The following is a 17915-nucleotide window of genomic DNA, read 5'->3' on the forward strand; positions in this document are numbered from 1 at the left end:
TCACATGAATATCGGCCATGCATCGGAAAAATCGGGCCTCCCGGCCAAGACCATCCGCTATTACGAGGATATCGGGCTGCTGAAGCCCGACCGGTCCGACAACGGCTACCGGGATTATTCGATGTCGGATGTGCACAAGCTGCGTTTCCTGCAACGCTCGCGCGGGCTTGGATTTTCCGTGGAGGAATGCCGCCAGCTTCTGGCGCTCTACGAAGACAAGGAGCGCGCGAGCTCCGATGTCAAAAGCATCGCTCGGACGAAACTGAAGGAAATCGAGCGCAAGATCACCGAACTGCGCGAACTGCAGCACACCTTGCAGCACCTGGTCGCCCATTGCCATGGCGACCAGCGGCCGGACTGTCCGATTCTGGAAAGTATTTCCGGTACGGCTGACGCTTAAGCCAGCGTGGAAACCACATCGGCCGAAATGCGCAATTCGCGCAAGGGGCGAACCACCGCTGTGGTTTCACTGTAGATCGGGTGCGCCTTGTAGGCGGCCAGCGCCTCGGCGCTTGCGAACTCGCCATAAACGACAATATCGATTTCACCCGAGATCGGATCGGTCTTGGTGTTCTTCATGACCTCGAACACGAGGGAGTGCGGAATTTCTCCAAGCCGCTTGAGACGCGTATGGATCGTGTCGACATCATCCGGATTGCGGGCGCTGAAGAATACAATATGGCGGATCACGGTCTTGTTCCTGCTTGATCGAACTGGCGCGGACTTTTAAAGCACCCGCCTTCGACGTCAATAGGTGTGCTGTCGCAGGCGGCCTCCATGACCGGCATTTTGCCGGTCCGGCACACAGTCTGCCCTGGTCGCTGCGAACACGCGGCATCCTGCCCTTGGCATTTCCACCAAGGGTGGGGTAAAGGTTCTGGCGCTCAACCGGCGCAGGCGACCTGAAAAAGCAAACTGAGGCGTATATGGCCGACCACGGTCAACAGACACGACCCGATCCTGACAAGCTGCTGGAGCTGGCCACGCGCGAATCGCGCGGCAAGCTGACCGTTTTCCTCGGCGCTGCCCCCGGCGTGGGTAAAACCTATGCCATGCTGGTGCGGGCGCAGCGTCTGAAGGAAGACGGCACCGACATCGTCATCGGCCTTGCCGAGACGCATGGGCGCGCGGAAACCGCCGAACTTCTTGACGGACTGGACGTGCTGCCGCGCAAGCAGATCGGCTACAGGGGCCGCACGCTGGAAGAATTCGACCTTGACGCGGCCCTGGCGCGCAAGCCGAAAGTGCTGGTCCTTGACGAACTCGCCCACACCAACGCGCCCGGCAGCCGGCATCCCAAACGTCATCAGGACATTGAAGAGCTGATCTGGCAGGGTATCGATGTCTGGACTGCGATGAATGTCCAGCATCTGGAAAGCCTGTCCGATCTGGTGACAAAGATCACGGGAGTGACCGTTCGCGAGACCGTGCCGGATGTGGTCCTCAAGCGCGCCGACGAGGTGCTGCTGGTCGATCTGCCGCCGGCGGAACTGATTGCACGGCTGAAGGAGGGCAAGGTCTACCTGCCCGGCAATGCCGAACGGGCAGCGCGGGGTTTCTTCAAACCGGCCAACCTCACCGCCTTGCGCGAGCTTGCCCTGCGCCGTACCGCCGATCGCGTCGACGACCAGATGATCGATCTGTTGCGGCAAAACGCGATCGAAGGCCCGTGGGCCACCGGCGAGCGGCTTCTGGTCTGCGTCGGACCGGACAGCCTGTCCGAAAAGGTTGTCCGCACCGCAAGCCGCCTCGCCTCCGGCCTCAACGCCCGCTGGCTGGTGGTTTCACTGACCAAGACCAGCGATGCGGGCATGGACACGGCGGCAAACCAGCGGCTTGATGAAATCCTTGATCTGGCGGAAAGGCTCGGCGCGGAAACGCGGCGCGTGATCGCCCGGGACTTTGTCGACGAGATTTTCCGCATTGCGCGGCGCGAGAATGTGACGCAGGTCGTGCTCGGCCGCCCGAAAGGCAAGCGTTTCTCCAATCCGTTCCGGCGGTCGCTTCCCGACGAGATCGTCAAACGCTTCACCGATGTCGGCGTGCACATTGTTACCGGCGACGAGCAGGACAAGCCCTATGTGCCCCCGGCGCCGCAAAAGCGCTCGGCACGCGAACTCGCCACATCCATCGCCATTCCGATAGCGGCAACAGCCGTGACGACGCTTCTGGGGCTTGGCGCCAGCGAGATCGTCCACCCGCAAAACCTTTCCATGCTCTATCTCGTTGCCGTCATCCTGTCGGCGATGTCGAGCGGGCGTTTTGCCGCCATCATTGCCGCCGGCCTGTCGTTTGTTCTCTACAACTACTTTTTCATCGAGCCGGTCCACAACTTAAGCATCGCCAAGCCGCATCAGCTGTTTTCGCTGATCATCTTTCTCGGCGTGGCCTTGATGATCGGTGATCTCGCCGGGCGTTTGCGCGACCAGGTGGCGCGATCGCGCAATCAGGCAAAGAATACACAGGCCCTCTACGAATTCTCGCGCAAGCTATCGGGCACCGCCCGGCTGGATGATGTGCTTGTGGCTGCTGCCATGCACCTGCATTCAACGCTCGGAACGGGGGTGGTGATCCTGCTGCCGGAAGACGGCGACCTGTCGCTGCAGACCGCATGGCCGCCTGACATGACGCTCGACAATACGGACATGACCGCCGTGCGCTGGGCATTCGAGAAGAATGAACGGTCCGGGCATGACACAGGCACGCTGCCGCAGATCAGCTGGCAGTTCCTGCCGATCATGACATCGCATGGCGTTGCCGGCGTGCTCGGCCTTTCCATGACCGAGCACCCCGCCTCGCTGACCGAAAGCGAAGACCGCATGCTGGTCGCCATTCTCGATCAGACGGCGATCGCCATCGACCGTGCCCAGCTGGTGCGGGAAAATGCCAAGACGGCAGCATTGCAGGAAAGCGAAAAACTGCATGCCGCGCTGTTCTCCTCCCTGTCCCACGACCTGAAGACACCGCTGGCCTCGATCACGGGCGCCGTCACCACGCTGCGCGAGCTTGGCAGCCGCATCAAGCCGGAAAGCCACGACGATCTGCTGCTTTCCATCGAGGAGGAATCGGGGCGCCTGACCCGTTTTGTCTCCAATCTTTTCGACATGACCCGGATCGAAGCCGGCACACTGAAGGTCAAGCACAGCCCTGTCGACGCAGCGGATATCATCATTTCATCGGTCGAGCGCATGAAGCGGCTCAAACCGGGCGCCGCCATCGAGATCAGCATCGCTCCGGACCTTGCCACCGTCAGCGGGGATTCGTCCCTGCTCGGACAGGTGCTGTTCAATCTGCTCGACAATGCAGCGAAATATGGCGGCGACAGCCCGATCACCATCTACGCAAAGCAGGATGCGACGGAGGTGGCAATCAGCGTCACCGATCAGGGCAAGGGCATTCCGGCAAAGGACATCGACCGCATCTTCGAAAAGTTCTACCGGCGCGTCAAAGGCGATGGCCGGGCGGCGGGGACCGGCCTCGGCCTGTCGATCTGCCGTGGCTTCGTTGAAGCCATGGGCGGCACGATCAAGGCGGAAAGTCCAGCCATCCGCAAGCGCGGCACGCGGTTTATTATCCGGCTTCCTATTTTCGATGCAAGCGAGAGCGGAGATGCGACACCATGAACGAGAACCGCATTCTGGTTGTCGACGACGAGCCGCAGATTCAGCGTTTCCTGCATCCGGCACTGACGGCATCGGGCTATGACGTCATCTCCGCCGCCACGGGTGCGGATGCGGAACGGCTGATCGCCACCAGCGCGCCCGACCTTGTCATTCTCGACCTTGGCCTTCCCGACAAGGACGGCAAGGAGGTCATCAAGACCGTGCGCGCCTTTTCCGAAGTGCCCATCATCGTCCTGTCGGCGCGCGACCGGGAAGTCGAAAAGATCGCCGCGCTTGATCTCGGCGCCAATGACTACGTGGAAAAGCCTTTTGGCATCGGCGAACTGCTGGCGCGCGTGCGCACGGCGCTGCGTCAGAAAGTGGCGGGAACCAGCGTTCCCTCGCGCTTTGAAAGCAACGGTCTTGTGGTCGACATGGTCAAGCGGGTGGTGACGCTCAAGGGCGAAGCCGTGCACCTGACCCGCAAGGAATACCAGCTGCTGGTCCACCTTGTCCTGCATCCCGGACTTGTCGTCACCCATCGCCATCTCCTGGCATCGATCTGGGGAGCGGCCCACGTGGAAGACCTGCATTATCTCAGGGTTTTTGTCGGACAGCTGCGCGCCAAAATCGAGGAAGATCCCAACCATCCGCACTTCATCCGCACCGAGCCGGGGGTCGGTTACCGGTTCATCGCGGAATAGGATTCGGCCGCAGCCTGAAGTTCCTGTCGACAATGGCGCCAAGCTTTGTCAAGCTTCGGTCAATTCAACAACAGATTCGGGAAACGCCCATGACCTCCTTCAGCGCGACGGTTCTATGGAACCGTGCTCCAGATGCCGCATTTACCGACAACAAATACAGCCGCGCCCATGTCTGGCAGTTCGACGGCGGCGCTGAGGTGCCGGCATCCTCATCGCCGCATATTGTCCGGCTGCCCTATTCCGCTGCGGAGAATGTCGACCCTGAAGAGGCCTTCGTCGCCTCGCTTTCCAGCTGCCACATGCTGTTCTTCCTGGCGGGCGCGGCCAAGGGCGGCTTCGTCGTCGATGAATACCGCGACGCGGCAAGCGGAGAACTCGGCAAGAACGAACAGGGCAAGCTGTTTGTCAGCAAGGTCGTGCTGAAGCCGCAAGTCCGCTATGCCGGCGCGGCACCGGACCGGGCAACGGAAGAACACCTGCACCACGAGGCGCATGAACAATGCTTTATCGCCAATTCCGTCCGCACCGATATCAGCGTCGATCTGGGTTAAGGGGAAAACATCATGTCAGACCTGAAAATCAGCGACGCGGCCAACACCACCTGCCCCTGGTCGGGCGATCCGATCAGCGAAGACAGCCTCACGCTTTACAAGGGCGCCATTGTCGGCTTCTGCAACTCGGGCTGCCGTGACAAGTTTGAGAAAGCCGTCAATCACTTCGAGGAAGCGCTGGCGCGCACGTTGACAAATCCGGCCATCGGCATTACTTAAGTATATGCTTAACCAACAAGCCTCACTCGATCTTATGTTTCAGGCGCTGGCGGACCCGTCCCGGCGCATCATGGTGGAACGGCTGAGCCGCGGCCCGGCCTCGGTCAGTGAATTGGCGAAGCCTCTGACCATGTCCCTGCCCGCCGTAGTGCAGCATCTGCAGGTTCTCGAGAACAGCGGCCTGATCCGCACGGAAAAGGTCGGCCGGGTGCGCACATGCCACATCGAATGGACCGCCATGCGAACGGCCGAGCAATGGATGGATGAACGGCGCAAATCATGGGAGCGCCGGCTCGACCGGCTGGGCGAGTTTCTCGCCGAAGACGGCAATCAATAACCGGAGCGAAAGCATGACGAAGAGATCTGTCAAACACGATACATTCACCATCGAGCGCAGCTATGCCGCCGCCCCGGCGCGCGTCTTCTTTGCGCTCAGCGACAAGACCGCCAAGAGCAAATGGTTTGCCGGCCCCGATGACTGGGGCGTCGCCCGGTTCGAGATGGATTTCCGGATCGGCGGCCGCGAGACCAACAGCGGCGGACCGAAAGGCGGGCCGGTGCATAGGTTCGAGGCCCTCTATCAGGACATCGTCCCGGACCAGCGCATCATCTACAGCTATGACATGTATCTCGATGACAAGCGGATTTCCGTTTCACTCGCGACGATGGAACTCAAGCCGGAAGGCACCGGCACAAAGCTCGTCTTCACCGAGCAGGGCGCCTTTCTCGACGGATATGACGAGCCGGGACAACGCCAGCGTGGCACGGAAGAGCTGCTCGACGCTCTCGGCGCATCGCTGAAAGGCGCGCCTGTCAACGCCTGACGGGGCGTTTTCTGCCTCAGACCGGATCGCCGGAACCGGTAACGATGGCTTCGGCCGGTTCCGCCTTCATCCGCCCCTGCCGCTTCAGCTGCTGTTCGCGGAAGAAGATGAACAGGCCCGACGCCACGATAAAGCCTGAACCGATCAGCATGGGCAGGCGCGGCACGTCGCCAAACACCAGCCAGCCGAACACGATGGCCCAGAACAGAAGCGTGTATTGCAGCGGCGCAACGGTTGCCGCATCGGCCATCTTGAGCGCACGGTTGACGAGCATGTGCGCCAGCATGGCGACAACACCGAGCACGGCGAGCAGAACCAGATCCCTTGGGCTGACCGGTTTCCAGTCGAAATAGAGCGAGGCGGCGCCCGCAAGGCCGGCACCGACGATCTGCCAGAACACCAGCGTCGTATCGGGCGTGCCGCGCAACGAACGGCCGAGCAGCAGCATCAGGGCAAAAGTCATGCTGCCCAGAATGGAAATGATGGCCTGTGGCGTGAGGGCCTGCGACGACGGCTCCAGGGCAATGACGACGCCGATGAAACCGACGATGATGGCGCTCCAGCGACGCCAGCCGACGGGTTCCTTCAGCACGAGCGGCGAGATCGCGGCGACATAGATCGGGGCCGCCAGCCAATAGGTCATGACATCGGCCAGCGGCAGATAGACGACGGCAAAGTAGAAGGCGAAAATCTCCGCCGTCGACGCGGCAACGCGGGCAAGCTGCAGGACCCGGCGGTCCACCTGCAGGACTTTCTTCGGTCCCGAATACCAGAGGAATGGCGCGAGAATGATCAGGGCGGCGACACTGCGGACAAAGACGACCTGACCGACGGAATAGGTCGACACCAGCCATTTGCCCATCACGTCGTTCAGGGCGAACATCAGCATGCCCAGCAGCATCAACAGGACGCCGGTGCGCGCCAGGGATGATTCGGGCGTTCCGGAAAGGGCAACCGGGCGGGCAGACATGGGAGCTTCCTCGATTCTGATCTTTTCCGACTGGTTTGATCGATTTTCTCGCGCTAATCCAGTCGAAAACGGCAATCGCCGCGCGGGCCAGTGAAATAGTCTCCGGCGAGGACAACCTACCTATTTTTTGCTAGCGGCGGTGCTCTGGCACAAATCCGAATTCGAGACTATAGATTTGCACAGACTGTCATGTCTGTTCAGAGAAAGAATGCGCTCATGCCACAGGTTTCGCAGCTGTTCTTCAAATCCGCGACGATCTTGTTTCTACTGGGTATCATCATGGGGCTGCAAATGGGGATATCGGGCGATCACAGCGCCTTTCCCGCCCACGCCCATCTCAATCTTCTCGGTTGGGTCAGCAGCGCGATATTCGGCACCTACTACGCGCTCAACCCGGCAAAGGCCGCCGGACGCCTGCCAATGCTTCAGTTCATCGTCTACACCGTGGGTGTCGTTGTGATGATACCGCCGCTGTATTTCCTGTCGCTTGGCAATGCCGCGATGGAACCGCTGGTCGGCATCGGCTCGATGATCGTGTTCGCCGGCGTGCTCTTGTTCACGGCGGTGGTTTTCTCACGGCAGGCCTGACAAGCGGCTCAGCGTCTGAACTCTAGGGCAAAAGCTTTTCCAGCTGCACCGCGCAATCGCGCAGCGGCAGCGCGCTCTGACTGGCCTTGGCCATCGCCATGGCGCCGGAATAGGCGGCGATCACCAGTGTGGCCAGCGCCCCGGCCTGCCGGGGTGCGAGTGCCTGATCGTCATCCTGGAATCTCTGTGCAAGCACCCCGACCCAACGCTCAAAGATGGCGTTGGACGCATGGCGAAAATCAGGATCAGCCAGCGAAAGCTCCATGGCGAGATTGTTGAGCGGGCATCCCGTCACCGCCTGATTGCGCTCCAGTTCGCCGGCCACCGCGGAAAAAAACGCCAGGACGCCAGTCTTCGGCCGGTCTGCCCGCAGCACCGGCTCGATCGCGGTTGCGTTGACCTCGCGCGCCACCCGTTCTTCTATGACGGCAAGCCCCAGGGCCTTCTTGGTGGGGAAATGATGATGCAGGGCGCCGCCCGTCGCCCCGGCCGCCTGAACGACATCCTGAACGCTGGTCGAATGATAGCCGCGCCTTTGGAAAAGGTCCGCCGCCACATCGAGGATGCGTGAACGCATTCCCTGCGGATCATTGACCCTCTTCGGCTTTCCGATCGAATCCTGTGCCATGTCAGCCCCTTCACGCCGCCGCAGACTAACAAGTTGACAAAAACAGGACAACCGGTTTTATTAAAAACAGGATGACCGGTCTGTTTTATGGGGAGGATTGAACGAGATGCCCGAATTGATGCAATCAAAGGCTGTTCAGCGGACCGCGGCGGCGGGGAGGCATTTCAGTTCCATCGTCGAACTCAGGCGCTATACGCTTCATCCCGGCCGCCGTGACGACCTCATCGAGCTGTTCGACACCCATTTTCTGGAAAGCCAGGAGGCCTGCGGCACGACCGTCATCGGCCAGTTCCGCGATCCGGATGATCCCGACGCCTTTGTCTGGCTGCGTGGTTTTGAAGATATGGCAACCCGGCAGGGGGCGTTGACCGCGTTCTATGACGGCCCGGTCTGGCGCGCGCATCGCGACAGGGCAAACGGCACCATGATCGATTCCGACAATGTGCTATTGCTTCACCCCGCCGAATCATCCAGCGGGTTTTCGCTTCCCGCCGCCCGGCCGGCGTCCCCGACGGAAGCCGCGTCACCGGCGGTGTTTCAAGTGGTCACCTATCAACTCAAGCAGCCTGCGGACCAGGGCTTCCACAGCTATTACAGCATGTCCGTCGCGCCGCTCCTGCAAGGACGGGGCGACAATCCGGTTGCCGTCTTCACATCCGAGCACGGCGAGAACACGTTCACCCGGCTCCCCGTGCGGCAAAATGAAAATGTGCTGGCGGTCTTTTCCCGGTTTGAAGATGAGTCCGCACACAAAACCTATAGGGCAGCGCTGGAGAACGACGCGGCATGGCTGTCGGAGCAGACACGGCTCGCAGCCTATCTCACCGGCAAGCCACTTGTGACACGCCTGGTGCCGACTGCGCACTCGCGGCTGCGCTGAAGCGGCAACCATGTGCCGCGGACAAAATTCTGAAATCACTGAAGATTTGGTGGAGCCAAGCGGGATCGAACCGCTGACCTCTTGCATGCCATGCAAGCGCTCTCCCAGCTGAGCTATGGCCCCATTCCATTAGCCGGTTTCGGCTAAGCCGGATAAATCCGGCTGGACAGTCGAACGGTTGGGAACCGTTCCGAGGCGGGTACATATCGCCCGCCGCAGAGAAGATCAAGGTCTATTCGCCGGATATTTCCGTTATTTTTCGGAAGAGCGAAAGACCTTGTTCAAAATCAGTTTTCGTCGTCTTCGCCGATGCCGCCGCCGAGGATATCGGTAACGTCGTCATCTTCATCTTCCTCGTCTTCGGCAAGGAACGTGTCGTCATCATCGGCATCGTCGACGTCCACATCGACGTCATCGCCCAGATCCGGCACGTCGCCATCGACATCGCCATCGGCTTCTTCAAGCGAAACGAATTCCGGCTTTTCCAGAACGACATCGAGTTCTTCGGTCTCGACTTCTTCCTCTTCCTCACGCGCGGAAGGAACAGTCGAATCAAAATAGCTGAGCGGATAGCTCTTGCCTGTATAAGGGGAGACGATCGGATCGCGGTTCAGATCGTAGAATTTCTGACCTGTTTCAGGGTCGACTCGCTTGGTACCAAGTTTTGGATTTACCACGTTATGCCTCGTCTTCTGGCTGCGCCTGCATCCGGTATGCCATCGTCCAACCGTTTATGCCAGCGCTCATCAAATGGATTTCTGGTCCCATAAACGCAATTCAGCGCATTTGTCAAAGCCAAAACGACGCGAGATTGCCGTTCGGCCGAACTATGCATTTGCGAGATGACCGGACGAACAAGCTGTGTTAGGAACGCCGACGCCTACAGGCTCGAGATGAAACACCAATTTTCCTTGTGATTGATCGTACTCATGTCCCATTCCGCATTGCCCAAGCCCGCCACCGCCCGCCGTTCCAAGGCCCTGTCCGGAGATATTCGGATTCCCGGAGACAAATCGATATCGCATCGCTCCTTCATGTTTGGCGGCCTTGCCTCGGGCGAGACCCGCATCACCGGACTGCTGGAAGGCGAGGACGTGATCAACACCGGCCGGGCCATGCAGGCCATGGGTGCGAAAATCGCGAGGGAAGGCGATGTGTGGATCATTCAGGGCACCGGCAATGGCTGCCTGCTGCAGCCGGAAGCGCCGCTCGATTTCGGCAATGCCGGTACGGGTGCCCGCCTGACCATGGGGCTTGTCGGCGTCTACGCGATGGAAACCACCTTCATTGGCGACGCCTCCCTGTCCAAGCGCCCCATGGGCCGCGTGCTCAATCCCCTGCGGGAAATGGGCGTTCAGGTAACCGCATCAGACGGTGACCGCATGCCGCTGACACTGCGCGGCCCCAAGGTTGCCGCCCCCATCACCTACCGGGTTCCGATGGCGTCGGCACAGGTCAAATCAGCCGTGCTGCTGGCGGGCCTCAACACACCGGGCATAACGACGGTCATCGAACCGGTCATGACGCGCGACCATACGGAAAAGATGCTGCAGGGGTTTGGCGCCAATCTTTCCGTCGAAACCGACAAGGACAATGTCCGGCACATCCGCATCGAGGGCCAGGGCAAGCTCACCGGCCAGATCATCGACGTGCCCGGCGACCCGTCGTCGACGGCGTTTCCGCTGGTGGCGGCACTGCTCGTGCCCGGTTCCGATATCACCATCCGCAATGTGCTGATGAACCCGACCCGTACGGGCCTCATTCTGACCTTGCAGGACATGGGCGCCAGCATCGAGATCCTCAATGCCCGCCTTGCCGGCGGCGAGGATGTCGCGGACCTGCGCGTGCGCGCCTCCGAGCTGAAAGGCGTGATCGTCCCGGCTGACCGGGCGCCCTCGATGATCGATGAATATCCCGTGCTCGCCGTCGCGGCGGCCTTCGCCACCGGCGAGACCGTGATGAACGGCCTCGAGGAATTGCGGGTCAAGGAATCGGACCGCCTGTCAGCCGTTGCCAACGGCCTCAAGGCCAACGGCGTCGATTGCACGGAAGGCCCGGAAACCCTGAGCGTGCGCGGCCGCCCGGATGGCAAGAACCTCGGCGGCGGCACGGTCGAGACCCATCTCGATCATCGCATTGCCATGAGCTTCCTCGTCATGGGCCTCGTCGCGGAAAAACCCGTTACCGTCGACGACTCCACCATGATTGCCACGAGCTTTCCGGAATTCATGGACATGATGAGCGGCATGGGTGCCGAGATTTCCGTGCAGGAAACACCAGCCTGATACCGATGAGCGCGCTTTTTTCCGCCCTGACGGTTTACGCCCTTTATATGATGTCGAGCGTTCCGTTCGTCGTCTGGGCGGGACGAAGCGCCTATCGCGGCACAATTTCCAGTGGATCATCGCAGCCATGGCCCGGCATTTTGAGTTCGATCATGCGGGTCGTTCTTCCTTTGCTCCTGATCTTCCTCTATGCGTGGAATGTCTCCGATGGTTCCCGGCCGGATTTTTCCGTGCCTGAGACTGCGGGAACAAGCGATTGGATGCCCTATCAGTTTCTGCTTCTGCCGCCCGCGTTCGGATCAATCGTCGGTTATGGCATAGGCTTCCTCATGGGCGCAAAGGCAAGAAACAGAGAGCGATGATCGAACCTGCTGTCCATTTGCAGACTGCGTTGACAACGGCTCCCCTGCAGGCAGGGAGTGCCTGATGTTTTTCCTGCTCACCTCCCTGGTCATTGTTGGCGTTGCCTACGCCATTGAACGGTTTGCGCTGAAAATTCGCTTCGGGCTCTTCGCCCTGCTGTTCTGGCTGTTTGTCTTCCAGTTTGCCCTGATATTCGCCATCGATGCGCTGCTGCAGAACATGTCCGCCTATCTGCCGGCATGGCTTTCCGCACTGGCGACCACGGTCGGCGGGTTCGCGTTCGTCACGATCGGCATCACGCCGCTGATCACGCTCGTCCTTGCCGCGGCCTATCTGCTGTTCGCCCTTGGCAACTGGCTGTTTGACCGCGATGAAAAGGACGATATCCACGCGCCGGCGCCGTCTTTCACCATTGCCATCGACGGACCGGCTGCATCGGGCAAAGGCACGCTGGCCCGGCGGATCGCCGATTATTACGGCTATCATCATCTTGATACCGGGCTGACATACCGCGCGGTTGCCAAGGCGCTGCTCGACCAGAACATGGCGCTCGACGACGAATTTCTGGCGGAAAAGGCGGCACGCGGCATCGATCTGTCCAAACTCGACCGGGCAGCCCTGTCCACGCATGATGTGGGCGAAGCGGCTTCCAAGGTTGCCGTCATGCCCGCGGTCCGGCGGGCGCTGGTTGCCGCCCAGCAGGCGTTTGCCCAGCGCTCCCCCGGCACGGTCCTTGACGGGCGCGACATCGGAACGGTGGTCTGCCCGGACGCGCCGGTCAAACTTTACATCACCGCCTCCCCGCAAGCACGGGCGAAGCGGCGGTTTGACGAAATCAAATCCTCGGGTGCGGCCGTCCAGTATGAGGAGATTCTGGCGGATCTTACCCGCCGCGACGCCCGCGATATGGGCCGCACGGACTCGCCATTGAAGCCCGCTGCCGACGCGCACTTGCTAGATACGACGGAAATGGATATAGAGACCGCGTTTCTTGCTGCCAAAAAACTGATTGATCAGGCTTTGGTGGGAAACAGGCATTAAGCCAGCATCTGCTACCAGTCCATGCACCGGATTGCCCGCATAGGGCGGATTGGCTCGCAGATGAACCGCAACACGAACCACCGGTGCTGTGTCCGATGACGATGTCCGGACACACCAGGAGTATTTATGTCTCAAGCCAATCCAACGCGCGAAGATTTCGAAGCTCTTCTCGCCGAGTCCTTTGCCACCAATGACCTTGCTGAAGGTTATGTCGTCAAGGGCCGTATCGTCGCCATCGAAAAAGACATGGCGATCATTGACGCCGGCCTCAAGGTTGAAGGCCGCGTACCGCTCAAGGAATTCGGCGCGAAAGCCAAAGACGGCTCGCTGAAGCCTGGCGATATCGTTGAAGTCTACGTCGAGCGTATCGAAAACGCCCTCGGCGAAGCTGTTCTGTCGCGTGAAAAAGCACGCCGCGAAGAGAGCTGGGTCCGTCTTGAAGAGAAGTTCAACCGCGGCGAGCGCGTCGATGGTGTCATCTTCAATCAGGTCAAGGGTGGTTTCACCGTCGATCTCGACGGCGCCGTCGCCTTCCTGCCGCGTTCGCAGGTCGACATCCGTCCGATCCGCGACGTTACCCCGCTGATGCACAACCCGCAGCCCTTCGAAATCCTCAAGATGGACAAGCGTCGCGGCAACATCGTTGTTTCGCGTCGTACCGTTCTTGAAGAGAGCCGTGCAGAACAGCGCTCTGAAATCGTCCAGAACCTTGAAGAAGGTCAGGTCGTTGAAGGCGTCGTCAAGAACATCACCGATTACGGTGCGTTCGTTGACCTCGGCGGCATCGATGGTCTGCTGCACGTGACCGACATGGCATGGCGCCGCGTCAACCATCCGTCGGAAATCCTGAACATCGGCCAGACGGTCAAGGTTCAGATCATCCGCATCAACCAGGAAACACATCGTATTTCGCTCGGCATGAAGCAGCTCGAAAGCGATCCTTGGGATGGTATCGGTGCGAAGTACCCGATCGGCAAAAAGATCACCGGTACGGTTACGAACATCACCGACTACGGTGCATTCGTCGAAATCGAGCCAGGCATCGAAGGCCTTATCCACGTTTCCGAAATGTCCTGGACAAAGAAGAACGTGCATCCGGGCAAGCTGCTCTCGACCACGCAGGAAGTCGAAGTCGTTGTTCTCGAAGTGGATCCGGTCAAGCGCCGCATCTCGCTGGGCCTCAAGCAGACCCTCGACAACCCATGGACGACCTTCGCAGATAAGTTCCCTGTCGGCACGATCGTCGAAGGCGAAGTCAAGAACAAGACCGAATTCGGCCTGTTCATTGGCCTCGACGGCGATGTGGACGGCATGGTTCACCTCTCCGACCTCGACTGGAACCGTCCGGGCGAACAGGTCATCGAAGAGTACAACAAGGGTGACGTCGTCAAGGCGCAGGTTCTCGATGTTGACGTCGAGAAGGAACGCATCTCGCTCGGCATCAAGCAGCTCACAGGCGACAAGGTCGGTGAAGCAGCAACCTCGGGTGAACTGCGCAAGAACGCCGTCGTAACCGTTGAAGTCACGGGGATCACCGATGGCGGCCTCGAAGTCCGTCTGGTTGACCACGATCTCGACTCGTTCATCCGTCGTGCGGATCTTTCCCGCGATCGTGACGAACAGCGTCCGGAACGCTTCACGGTTGGCCAGAAGGTCGACGCCCGCGTCATCGCCTTCGACAAGAAGACCCGCAAGCTGCAGGTCTCCATCAAGGCGCTGGAAATCGCTGAAGAGAAGGAAGCCGTTGCACAGTACGGTTCGTCCGACTCCGGCGCTTCGCTGGGCGACATCCTCGGTGCCGCTCTGAAGAAGCAGGAAAAGAACTAAGCTTCTCCTGACGTTCTGACTGAAACGAAACCCGCCGGTCCCAGGACCGGCGGGTTTTTCTTTGCCGTTTTCAGATCGTGTCGAACTGGATCAGGATGAAGACGAGCTGACAGACAAGCGCCAGACTGAGGAACAGCCACTGCATCCTCTGCTCGCGCAGATAGGCAGCGGCACCGCAGACACTGATCAGGAAAAGATTGCGCAGGGGATAGACAGGCCCGAGCGAATGAAAATGCTCCCGGCCCTTCATCGCCGTGTCGGCGAAATCGACCAGGAAGATCGCCATCAACAGGCCGAAGAACCAGGCACGCCGCGACATGAAGTAGTTTTCGTAGCCGGAATACCCGTCCATGCTGTCGGGAAAAAGCATACCGCAGGCCAGAAAGTGCAGGCTGGCGTAAAAAATGACGAAGAGGTAGGCCTCGAACTTCCACACCAAAGTCTGGTGCAGGTAAAATTCAAACCACCAGAAATGCACCACGGTCAGAAAGGTGAAGAATACCCAGCCAAGATGAATCGGATAAATATTCTTGCGCAGCGGATGCTGAATGATGCGGGCGACGCCGGTGAGCAGCCGGGAAATACTCAGACCCAAAATGATACCGATGATCACACGCACATGGGTAAAGACTTCCGGGCTCGGAATATTGCCGTCCATTGTATGCTCCCCCTCAATTGACCGATTCTGACTGGTCCGGGGTTATGCTACCCAAGTCTTAACCCGAAGCAAACCTCGGGAAGATTTATTCAGCTGAGAATTGTACTTTCATGGTCTGCGGCGTTGCTGCGCCTTTCGCGAGATAGGGAAGAATGTCATCCAGCGGCAGGCGATGGGAGACAAGCCTTGCCATGGTTCCGTTGTCGCGCTGCAATATGGCCAAGGCATCGGGAATATTGCGGTTGAGCGAATGGGAGCCGACGAGACTGATCTGGCGGCGGAAAATTTCGAACGGGGCGATCTGAATGCGTGCGTCCGGCGCGCTGACCCCGAAAACCAGCGCCGTTCCGCCATCGGCCGTGTAGGCGATCATCTCTTCCACCACCCTGGCGATACCCGTCGCATCGGCGACAAAATCAAACGCCTTCGCCTGTTTCCCCAGCGCAGCCGAGCCGGATACCATCGGCTTGAGGCCGAGCGATTGGGCAAAGCTCAACCGATCCTCATTGATGTCGGCAACGCTGACATCCTCAACGCCTTCCGCTTGCAGCGACAGGGCCATCAGCAAGCCGATCGGGCCCGCGCCGAAGACAAGGGCGTTTCTGGCACGTACGGCATGAGCATTGCCGAGCCCGTTGAGCACGCAGGCCAGCGGTTCGGCAAGCGCTGCGATGTGAAAAGGCAGATGGCCGATGCCATGCAGGTGCGCGGTGTTGACCGTACTGTACTGCGCGAAGCCGCCGTTGCGCGAGACGCCATAGGCTTCAAGACGGTCGCACAGATTGGTCAATCCCTTGCGGCAGGACCGGCAGGTGCCGCAGGGAATGTTGGGATCGATGGCCACACGGTCGCCGGGACGCACATCCGTGACATCGTCCGCGACCATCTCGACGATACCGGCATATTCGTGGCCGGGAACAAGCGGAAAGGCGCCGTTGCCGTATCGCCCATGCAGCACGTCGATATCCGTATGGCACAGACCGGATGCCATCAGCCGGACCAGCGCATGGCCGGGCGCAAGTTCCGGTTCATCAAGATCGGCCAGACCGGCAATGCCGAGGCCAGTGAATTGAATGGCTTTCATGGCAAATCCATCCTGTTGCAGGGAGCGCTGGCTTGCAGTGTGCCGTGGCCCGCACATCCCATGCGGGCCACGGCAAGAGGCTATTTGATGTAGCCGGCGCGGGTCATGATCTGCTCGACCTGCCGCTGCCCGGAATCCAGCGCCTGGTCGACGGTTTGCGTGCCCGCCAGTGCCGACGATATCAGCTGGCCAACCGTCGTACCGAACGCCTGGAATTCGGGAATGGCCACGAACTGCACGCCGGTATAGGGCACAGGATCTTTCGTCGGCTTTGTCGGGTCGGCCGCCATGATGGATTTCAGGACCGTTGCGGCAAACGGCGCGGCCTTCTGATAGTCCGGATTGTCATAGGTGGATTTGCGTGTTCCCGGCGGAACCGCAACCCAGCCTTCACTGGCGGCAACCCGCTTGACGTACGCCTTCGACGTCGCCCATTTCAGGAAGGATTTTGCCGCATCCACTTTCTTCGACGTGGCGGGAATGGCCAGAGTCCAGGCCCAGGACCAGCCGGCGCCGTTGGATGTCACCTGAACGGGTGCCCGCGTGAACGCCACCTTGTCCGCCACCTTGCTTTGCTTGGGATCGAAAACACGGCCGGCCGCCGATGTCGCATCGATCCACATGGCGCAGTGGCCGGTGGCAAACAGCGCCTGGTTTTCATTGAAGCCGTTCGAGGTCGCACCGGGCGGGCCGTACTTCTTCATCAGGTCCACATAGGTCGCGATGGCCTCTTTCCACGGCGCCGAGTTGATCTGCGGTTTCCAGTCCATGTCGAACCAGCGCCCGCCATAGGTGTTGATCATGGTTCCGAGGAACGCCATGTTCTCGCCCCACCCGGCCTTGCCGCGTAGGCAGATGCCATACTGCTCTTTCGACGTGTCGGTCAGCTTGGCGGCAAACTGCTTGATCTGGTCATAGGTGGGCTGATCCGGCATGGTCAGGCCCGCCGCATCGAAGAGATCCTTGCGGTAGAGCGTGAACGAGCTTTCCGTATAGAACGGGACCGCATAGAGCTTGCCGTCGACCGTCAGGCCCTTTTTGATCGGATCGAGCAGGTCGGCGTAATCATAATCGTCGCCGAGGTCATCCACCGATGCCAGCCATCCGGACTTGCCCCAGATCGGCTCCTCGTAGCCGCCGATGGTCAGGATATCGAACTGGCCGCTTTTGGTGGCAATATCGGTGGTCACACGCTGACGCAGCACGTTTTCTTCCAGGACCACCCAGTTGAGCTTGTTGCCTGTCGCCTTCTCCCATTCGGGCGACAATTTCTGCATCACGATCATATCGGCATTGTTGACGGTCGCGATGGTCAATTCTTCTGCAGACGCAGTGCTGGCAAGAGCGCCGGTGGCGGCGGTCATGAACAGCAGGTGCGTTGCCCTCCTCAAGGTAACGCTCATTCTCTCCTCCTCCAAGGTTAAGTCTACGAACTTTACGCACGTAAACTTAAAATAAGTCATACCAAAATATTCGCAGGTCTGTATACAAGAATCTGCAGGGCGGATTTCTGCCGAAGCAGTGACCTTCCCCATGGCCGGCGTGCTTCCACTATCGCCGGCAGGGAACATTGCCGGGTGCCGTACGTTACAGGAGCGAAAGTTTGACATGATCCAGAATTGTTGTGGTTCAATCAAAAACTTGACGCATGTGATCGGCTCTGTAAATTTTTAATTGGCCTCGCGGGTTGC

At 59.8% G+C, this 17915-nt stretch carries 20 protein-coding genes and 1 tRNA gene; 13 read left to right on the plus strand and 8 right to left on the minus strand.

What is annotated here, in order from left to right; translation table 11 throughout:
• Positions 1 to 4 precede the first annotated feature (4 nt).
• Positions 5 to 400, plus strand: a complete 396-nt coding sequence (cueR, locus tag ACZ25R_RS20805) for a Cu(I)-responsive transcriptional regulator (RefSeq protein ID WP_223614041.1) — start codon at positions 5 to 7, stop codon at positions 398 to 400.
• On the opposite strand, the gene ACZ25R_RS20810 is transcribed toward cueR, so the two are convergent.
• Entirely contained in the window at positions 397 to 690 is a 294-nt protein-coding gene (locus tag ACZ25R_RS20810; RefSeq protein ID WP_223614040.1) for a Dabb family protein, read from the minus strand. The two genes, cueR and ACZ25R_RS20810, sit on opposite strands and share 4 nt — an antisense overlap.
• Before the next feature lie 236 nt (positions 691 to 926).
• On the opposite strand from ACZ25R_RS20810, the gene ACZ25R_RS20815 reads away from it, so the two are divergent.
• From ACZ25R_RS20815 to ACZ25R_RS20840, 6 genes are all read left to right on the plus strand, one after another.
• The gene (locus ACZ25R_RS20815; protein WP_472462077.1) at positions 927 to 3623 is read left to right on the plus strand and encodes a DUF4118 domain-containing protein; all 2697 of its coding nucleotides are present in this window, start codon (positions 927 to 929) and stop codon (positions 3621 to 3623) included.
• Positions 3620 to 4306 (plus strand): response regulator, encoded by a 687-nt coding sequence (locus tag ACZ25R_RS20820; protein WP_288195144.1) that lies wholly within the window; start codon positions 3620 to 3622, stop codon positions 4304 to 4306. The genes ACZ25R_RS20815 and ACZ25R_RS20820 overlap by 4 nt, the downstream gene beginning before the upstream one ends.
• 89 nt (positions 4307 to 4395) lie before the next feature.
• The gene (locus tag ACZ25R_RS20825) at positions 4396 to 4857 is read left to right on the plus strand and encodes an OsmC family protein (protein ID WP_223614037.1); all 462 of its coding nucleotides are present in this window, start codon (positions 4396 to 4398) and stop codon (positions 4855 to 4857) included.
• Positions 4858 to 4869: 12 nt separating this feature from the next.
• A complete protein-coding gene (locus ACZ25R_RS20830) occupies positions 4870 to 5076 on the plus strand; it encodes a glutathione S-transferase (RefSeq protein WP_472462078.1) in 207 nt (68 codons plus the stop codon).
• 4 nt (positions 5077 to 5080) lie between these two features.
• Complete coding sequence (locus tag ACZ25R_RS20835) at positions 5081 to 5413, plus strand: ArsR/SmtB family transcription factor (RefSeq protein ID WP_464662083.1); 333 nt, start codon at positions 5081 to 5083, stop codon at positions 5411 to 5413.
• Between the two features lie 13 nt (positions 5414 to 5426).
• Positions 5427 to 5900 carry an SRPBCC family protein gene (locus ACZ25R_RS20840; RefSeq protein ID WP_472462079.1) on the plus strand — a complete coding sequence of 158 codons (474 nt, stop codon included), beginning with the start codon at positions 5427 to 5429 and terminating at the stop codon, positions 5898 to 5900.
• A gap of 16 nt (positions 5901 to 5916) precedes the next feature.
• Here the strand turns inward: ACZ25R_RS20840 and ACZ25R_RS20845 are convergent, their stop codons facing one another.
• The gene (locus ACZ25R_RS20845) at positions 5917 to 6870 is read right to left on the minus strand and encodes a DMT family transporter (RefSeq protein WP_472462080.1); all 954 of its coding nucleotides are present in this window, start codon (positions 6868 to 6870) and stop codon (positions 5917 to 5919) included.
• Between the two features lie 216 nt (positions 6871 to 7086).
• On the opposite strand from ACZ25R_RS20845, the gene ACZ25R_RS20850 reads away from it, so the two are divergent.
• Positions 7087 to 7458, plus strand: coding sequence for a hypothetical protein (locus tag ACZ25R_RS20850; protein ID WP_472462081.1), 372 nt, complete (start codon positions 7087 to 7089; stop codon positions 7456 to 7458).
• 22 nt (positions 7459 to 7480) lie between these two features.
• Here the strand turns inward: ACZ25R_RS20850 and ACZ25R_RS20855 are convergent, their stop codons facing one another.
• On the minus strand, positions 7481 to 8086 hold the full coding sequence (locus ACZ25R_RS20855) for a TetR/AcrR family transcriptional regulator (RefSeq protein WP_472462082.1): 606 nt from the start codon (positions 8084 to 8086) through the stop codon (positions 7481 to 7483).
• Positions 8087 to 8192: 106 nt separating this feature from the next.
• Here ACZ25R_RS20855 and ACZ25R_RS20860 point away from each other — a divergent pair, with 106 nt between their 5' ends.
• Positions 8193 to 8966: an NIPSNAP family protein gene (locus ACZ25R_RS20860; RefSeq protein ID WP_472462083.1), complete on the plus strand. Its 774-nt coding sequence runs from the start codon at positions 8193 to 8195 to the stop codon at positions 8964 to 8966.
• A 47-nt stretch (positions 8967 to 9013) separates the two neighbouring features.
• Here ACZ25R_RS20860 and ACZ25R_RS20865 read toward each other — a convergent pair.
• Together ACZ25R_RS20865 and ACZ25R_RS20870 are read right to left on the minus strand one after the other, a co-directional pair.
• Positions 9014 to 9089, minus strand: a tRNA-Ala gene (locus tag ACZ25R_RS20865).
• A gap of 164 nt (positions 9090 to 9253) precedes the next feature.
• Positions 9254 to 9643: a TIGR02300 family protein gene (locus ACZ25R_RS20870; RefSeq protein WP_105734052.1), complete on the minus strand. Its 390-nt coding sequence runs from the start codon at positions 9641 to 9643 to the stop codon at positions 9254 to 9256.
• Between the two features lie 252 nt (positions 9644 to 9895).
• Here ACZ25R_RS20870 and aroA point away from each other — a divergent pair, with 252 nt between their 5' ends.
• From aroA to rpsA, 4 genes are all read left to right on the plus strand, one after another.
• Positions 9896 to 11251 carry a 3-phosphoshikimate 1-carboxyvinyltransferase gene (gene aroA / locus ACZ25R_RS20875; protein ID WP_472462084.1) on the plus strand — a complete coding sequence of 452 codons (1356 nt, stop codon included), beginning with the start codon at positions 9896 to 9898 and terminating at the stop codon, positions 11249 to 11251.
• Between the two features lie 5 nt (positions 11252 to 11256).
• Complete coding sequence (locus ACZ25R_RS20880) at positions 11257 to 11613, plus strand: hypothetical protein (protein ID WP_472462085.1); 357 nt, start codon at positions 11257 to 11259, stop codon at positions 11611 to 11613.
• A 385-nt stretch (positions 11614 to 11998) separates the two neighbouring features.
• Positions 11999 to 12655: a (d)CMP kinase gene (gene cmk / locus ACZ25R_RS20885; protein WP_464663154.1), complete on the plus strand. Its 657-nt coding sequence runs from the start codon at positions 11999 to 12001 to the stop codon at positions 12653 to 12655.
• 126 nt (positions 12656 to 12781) lie between these two features.
• A complete protein-coding gene (gene rpsA / locus ACZ25R_RS20890) occupies positions 12782 to 14482 on the plus strand; it encodes a 30S ribosomal protein S1 (RefSeq protein WP_091879198.1) in 1701 nt (566 codons plus the stop codon).
• A 70-nt stretch (positions 14483 to 14552) separates the two neighbouring features.
• On the opposite strand, the gene ACZ25R_RS20895 is transcribed toward rpsA, so the two are convergent.
• The 3 genes from ACZ25R_RS20895 to ACZ25R_RS20905 all read right to left on the minus strand — a co-directional run bounded on the left by ACZ25R_RS20895 (position 14553) and on the right by ACZ25R_RS20905 (position 17588).
• Positions 14553 to 15140: a hypothetical protein gene (locus tag ACZ25R_RS20895; RefSeq protein WP_346306129.1), complete on the minus strand. Its 588-nt coding sequence runs from the start codon at positions 15138 to 15140 to the stop codon at positions 14553 to 14555.
• An 85-nt stretch (positions 15141 to 15225) separates the two neighbouring features.
• The gene (locus tag ACZ25R_RS20900; protein WP_472462086.1) at positions 15226 to 16224 is read right to left on the minus strand and encodes a zinc-dependent alcohol dehydrogenase family protein; all 999 of its coding nucleotides are present in this window, start codon (positions 16222 to 16224) and stop codon (positions 15226 to 15228) included.
• Between the two features lie 80 nt (positions 16225 to 16304).
• Entirely contained in the window at positions 16305 to 17588 is a 1284-nt protein-coding gene (locus ACZ25R_RS20905) for an ABC transporter substrate-binding protein (RefSeq protein WP_472462532.1), read from the minus strand.
• Positions 17589 to 17915 lie beyond the last annotated feature (327 nt).

It is taken from the genome of Phyllobacterium sp. RCAM01083 (genome assembly GCF_055685835.1).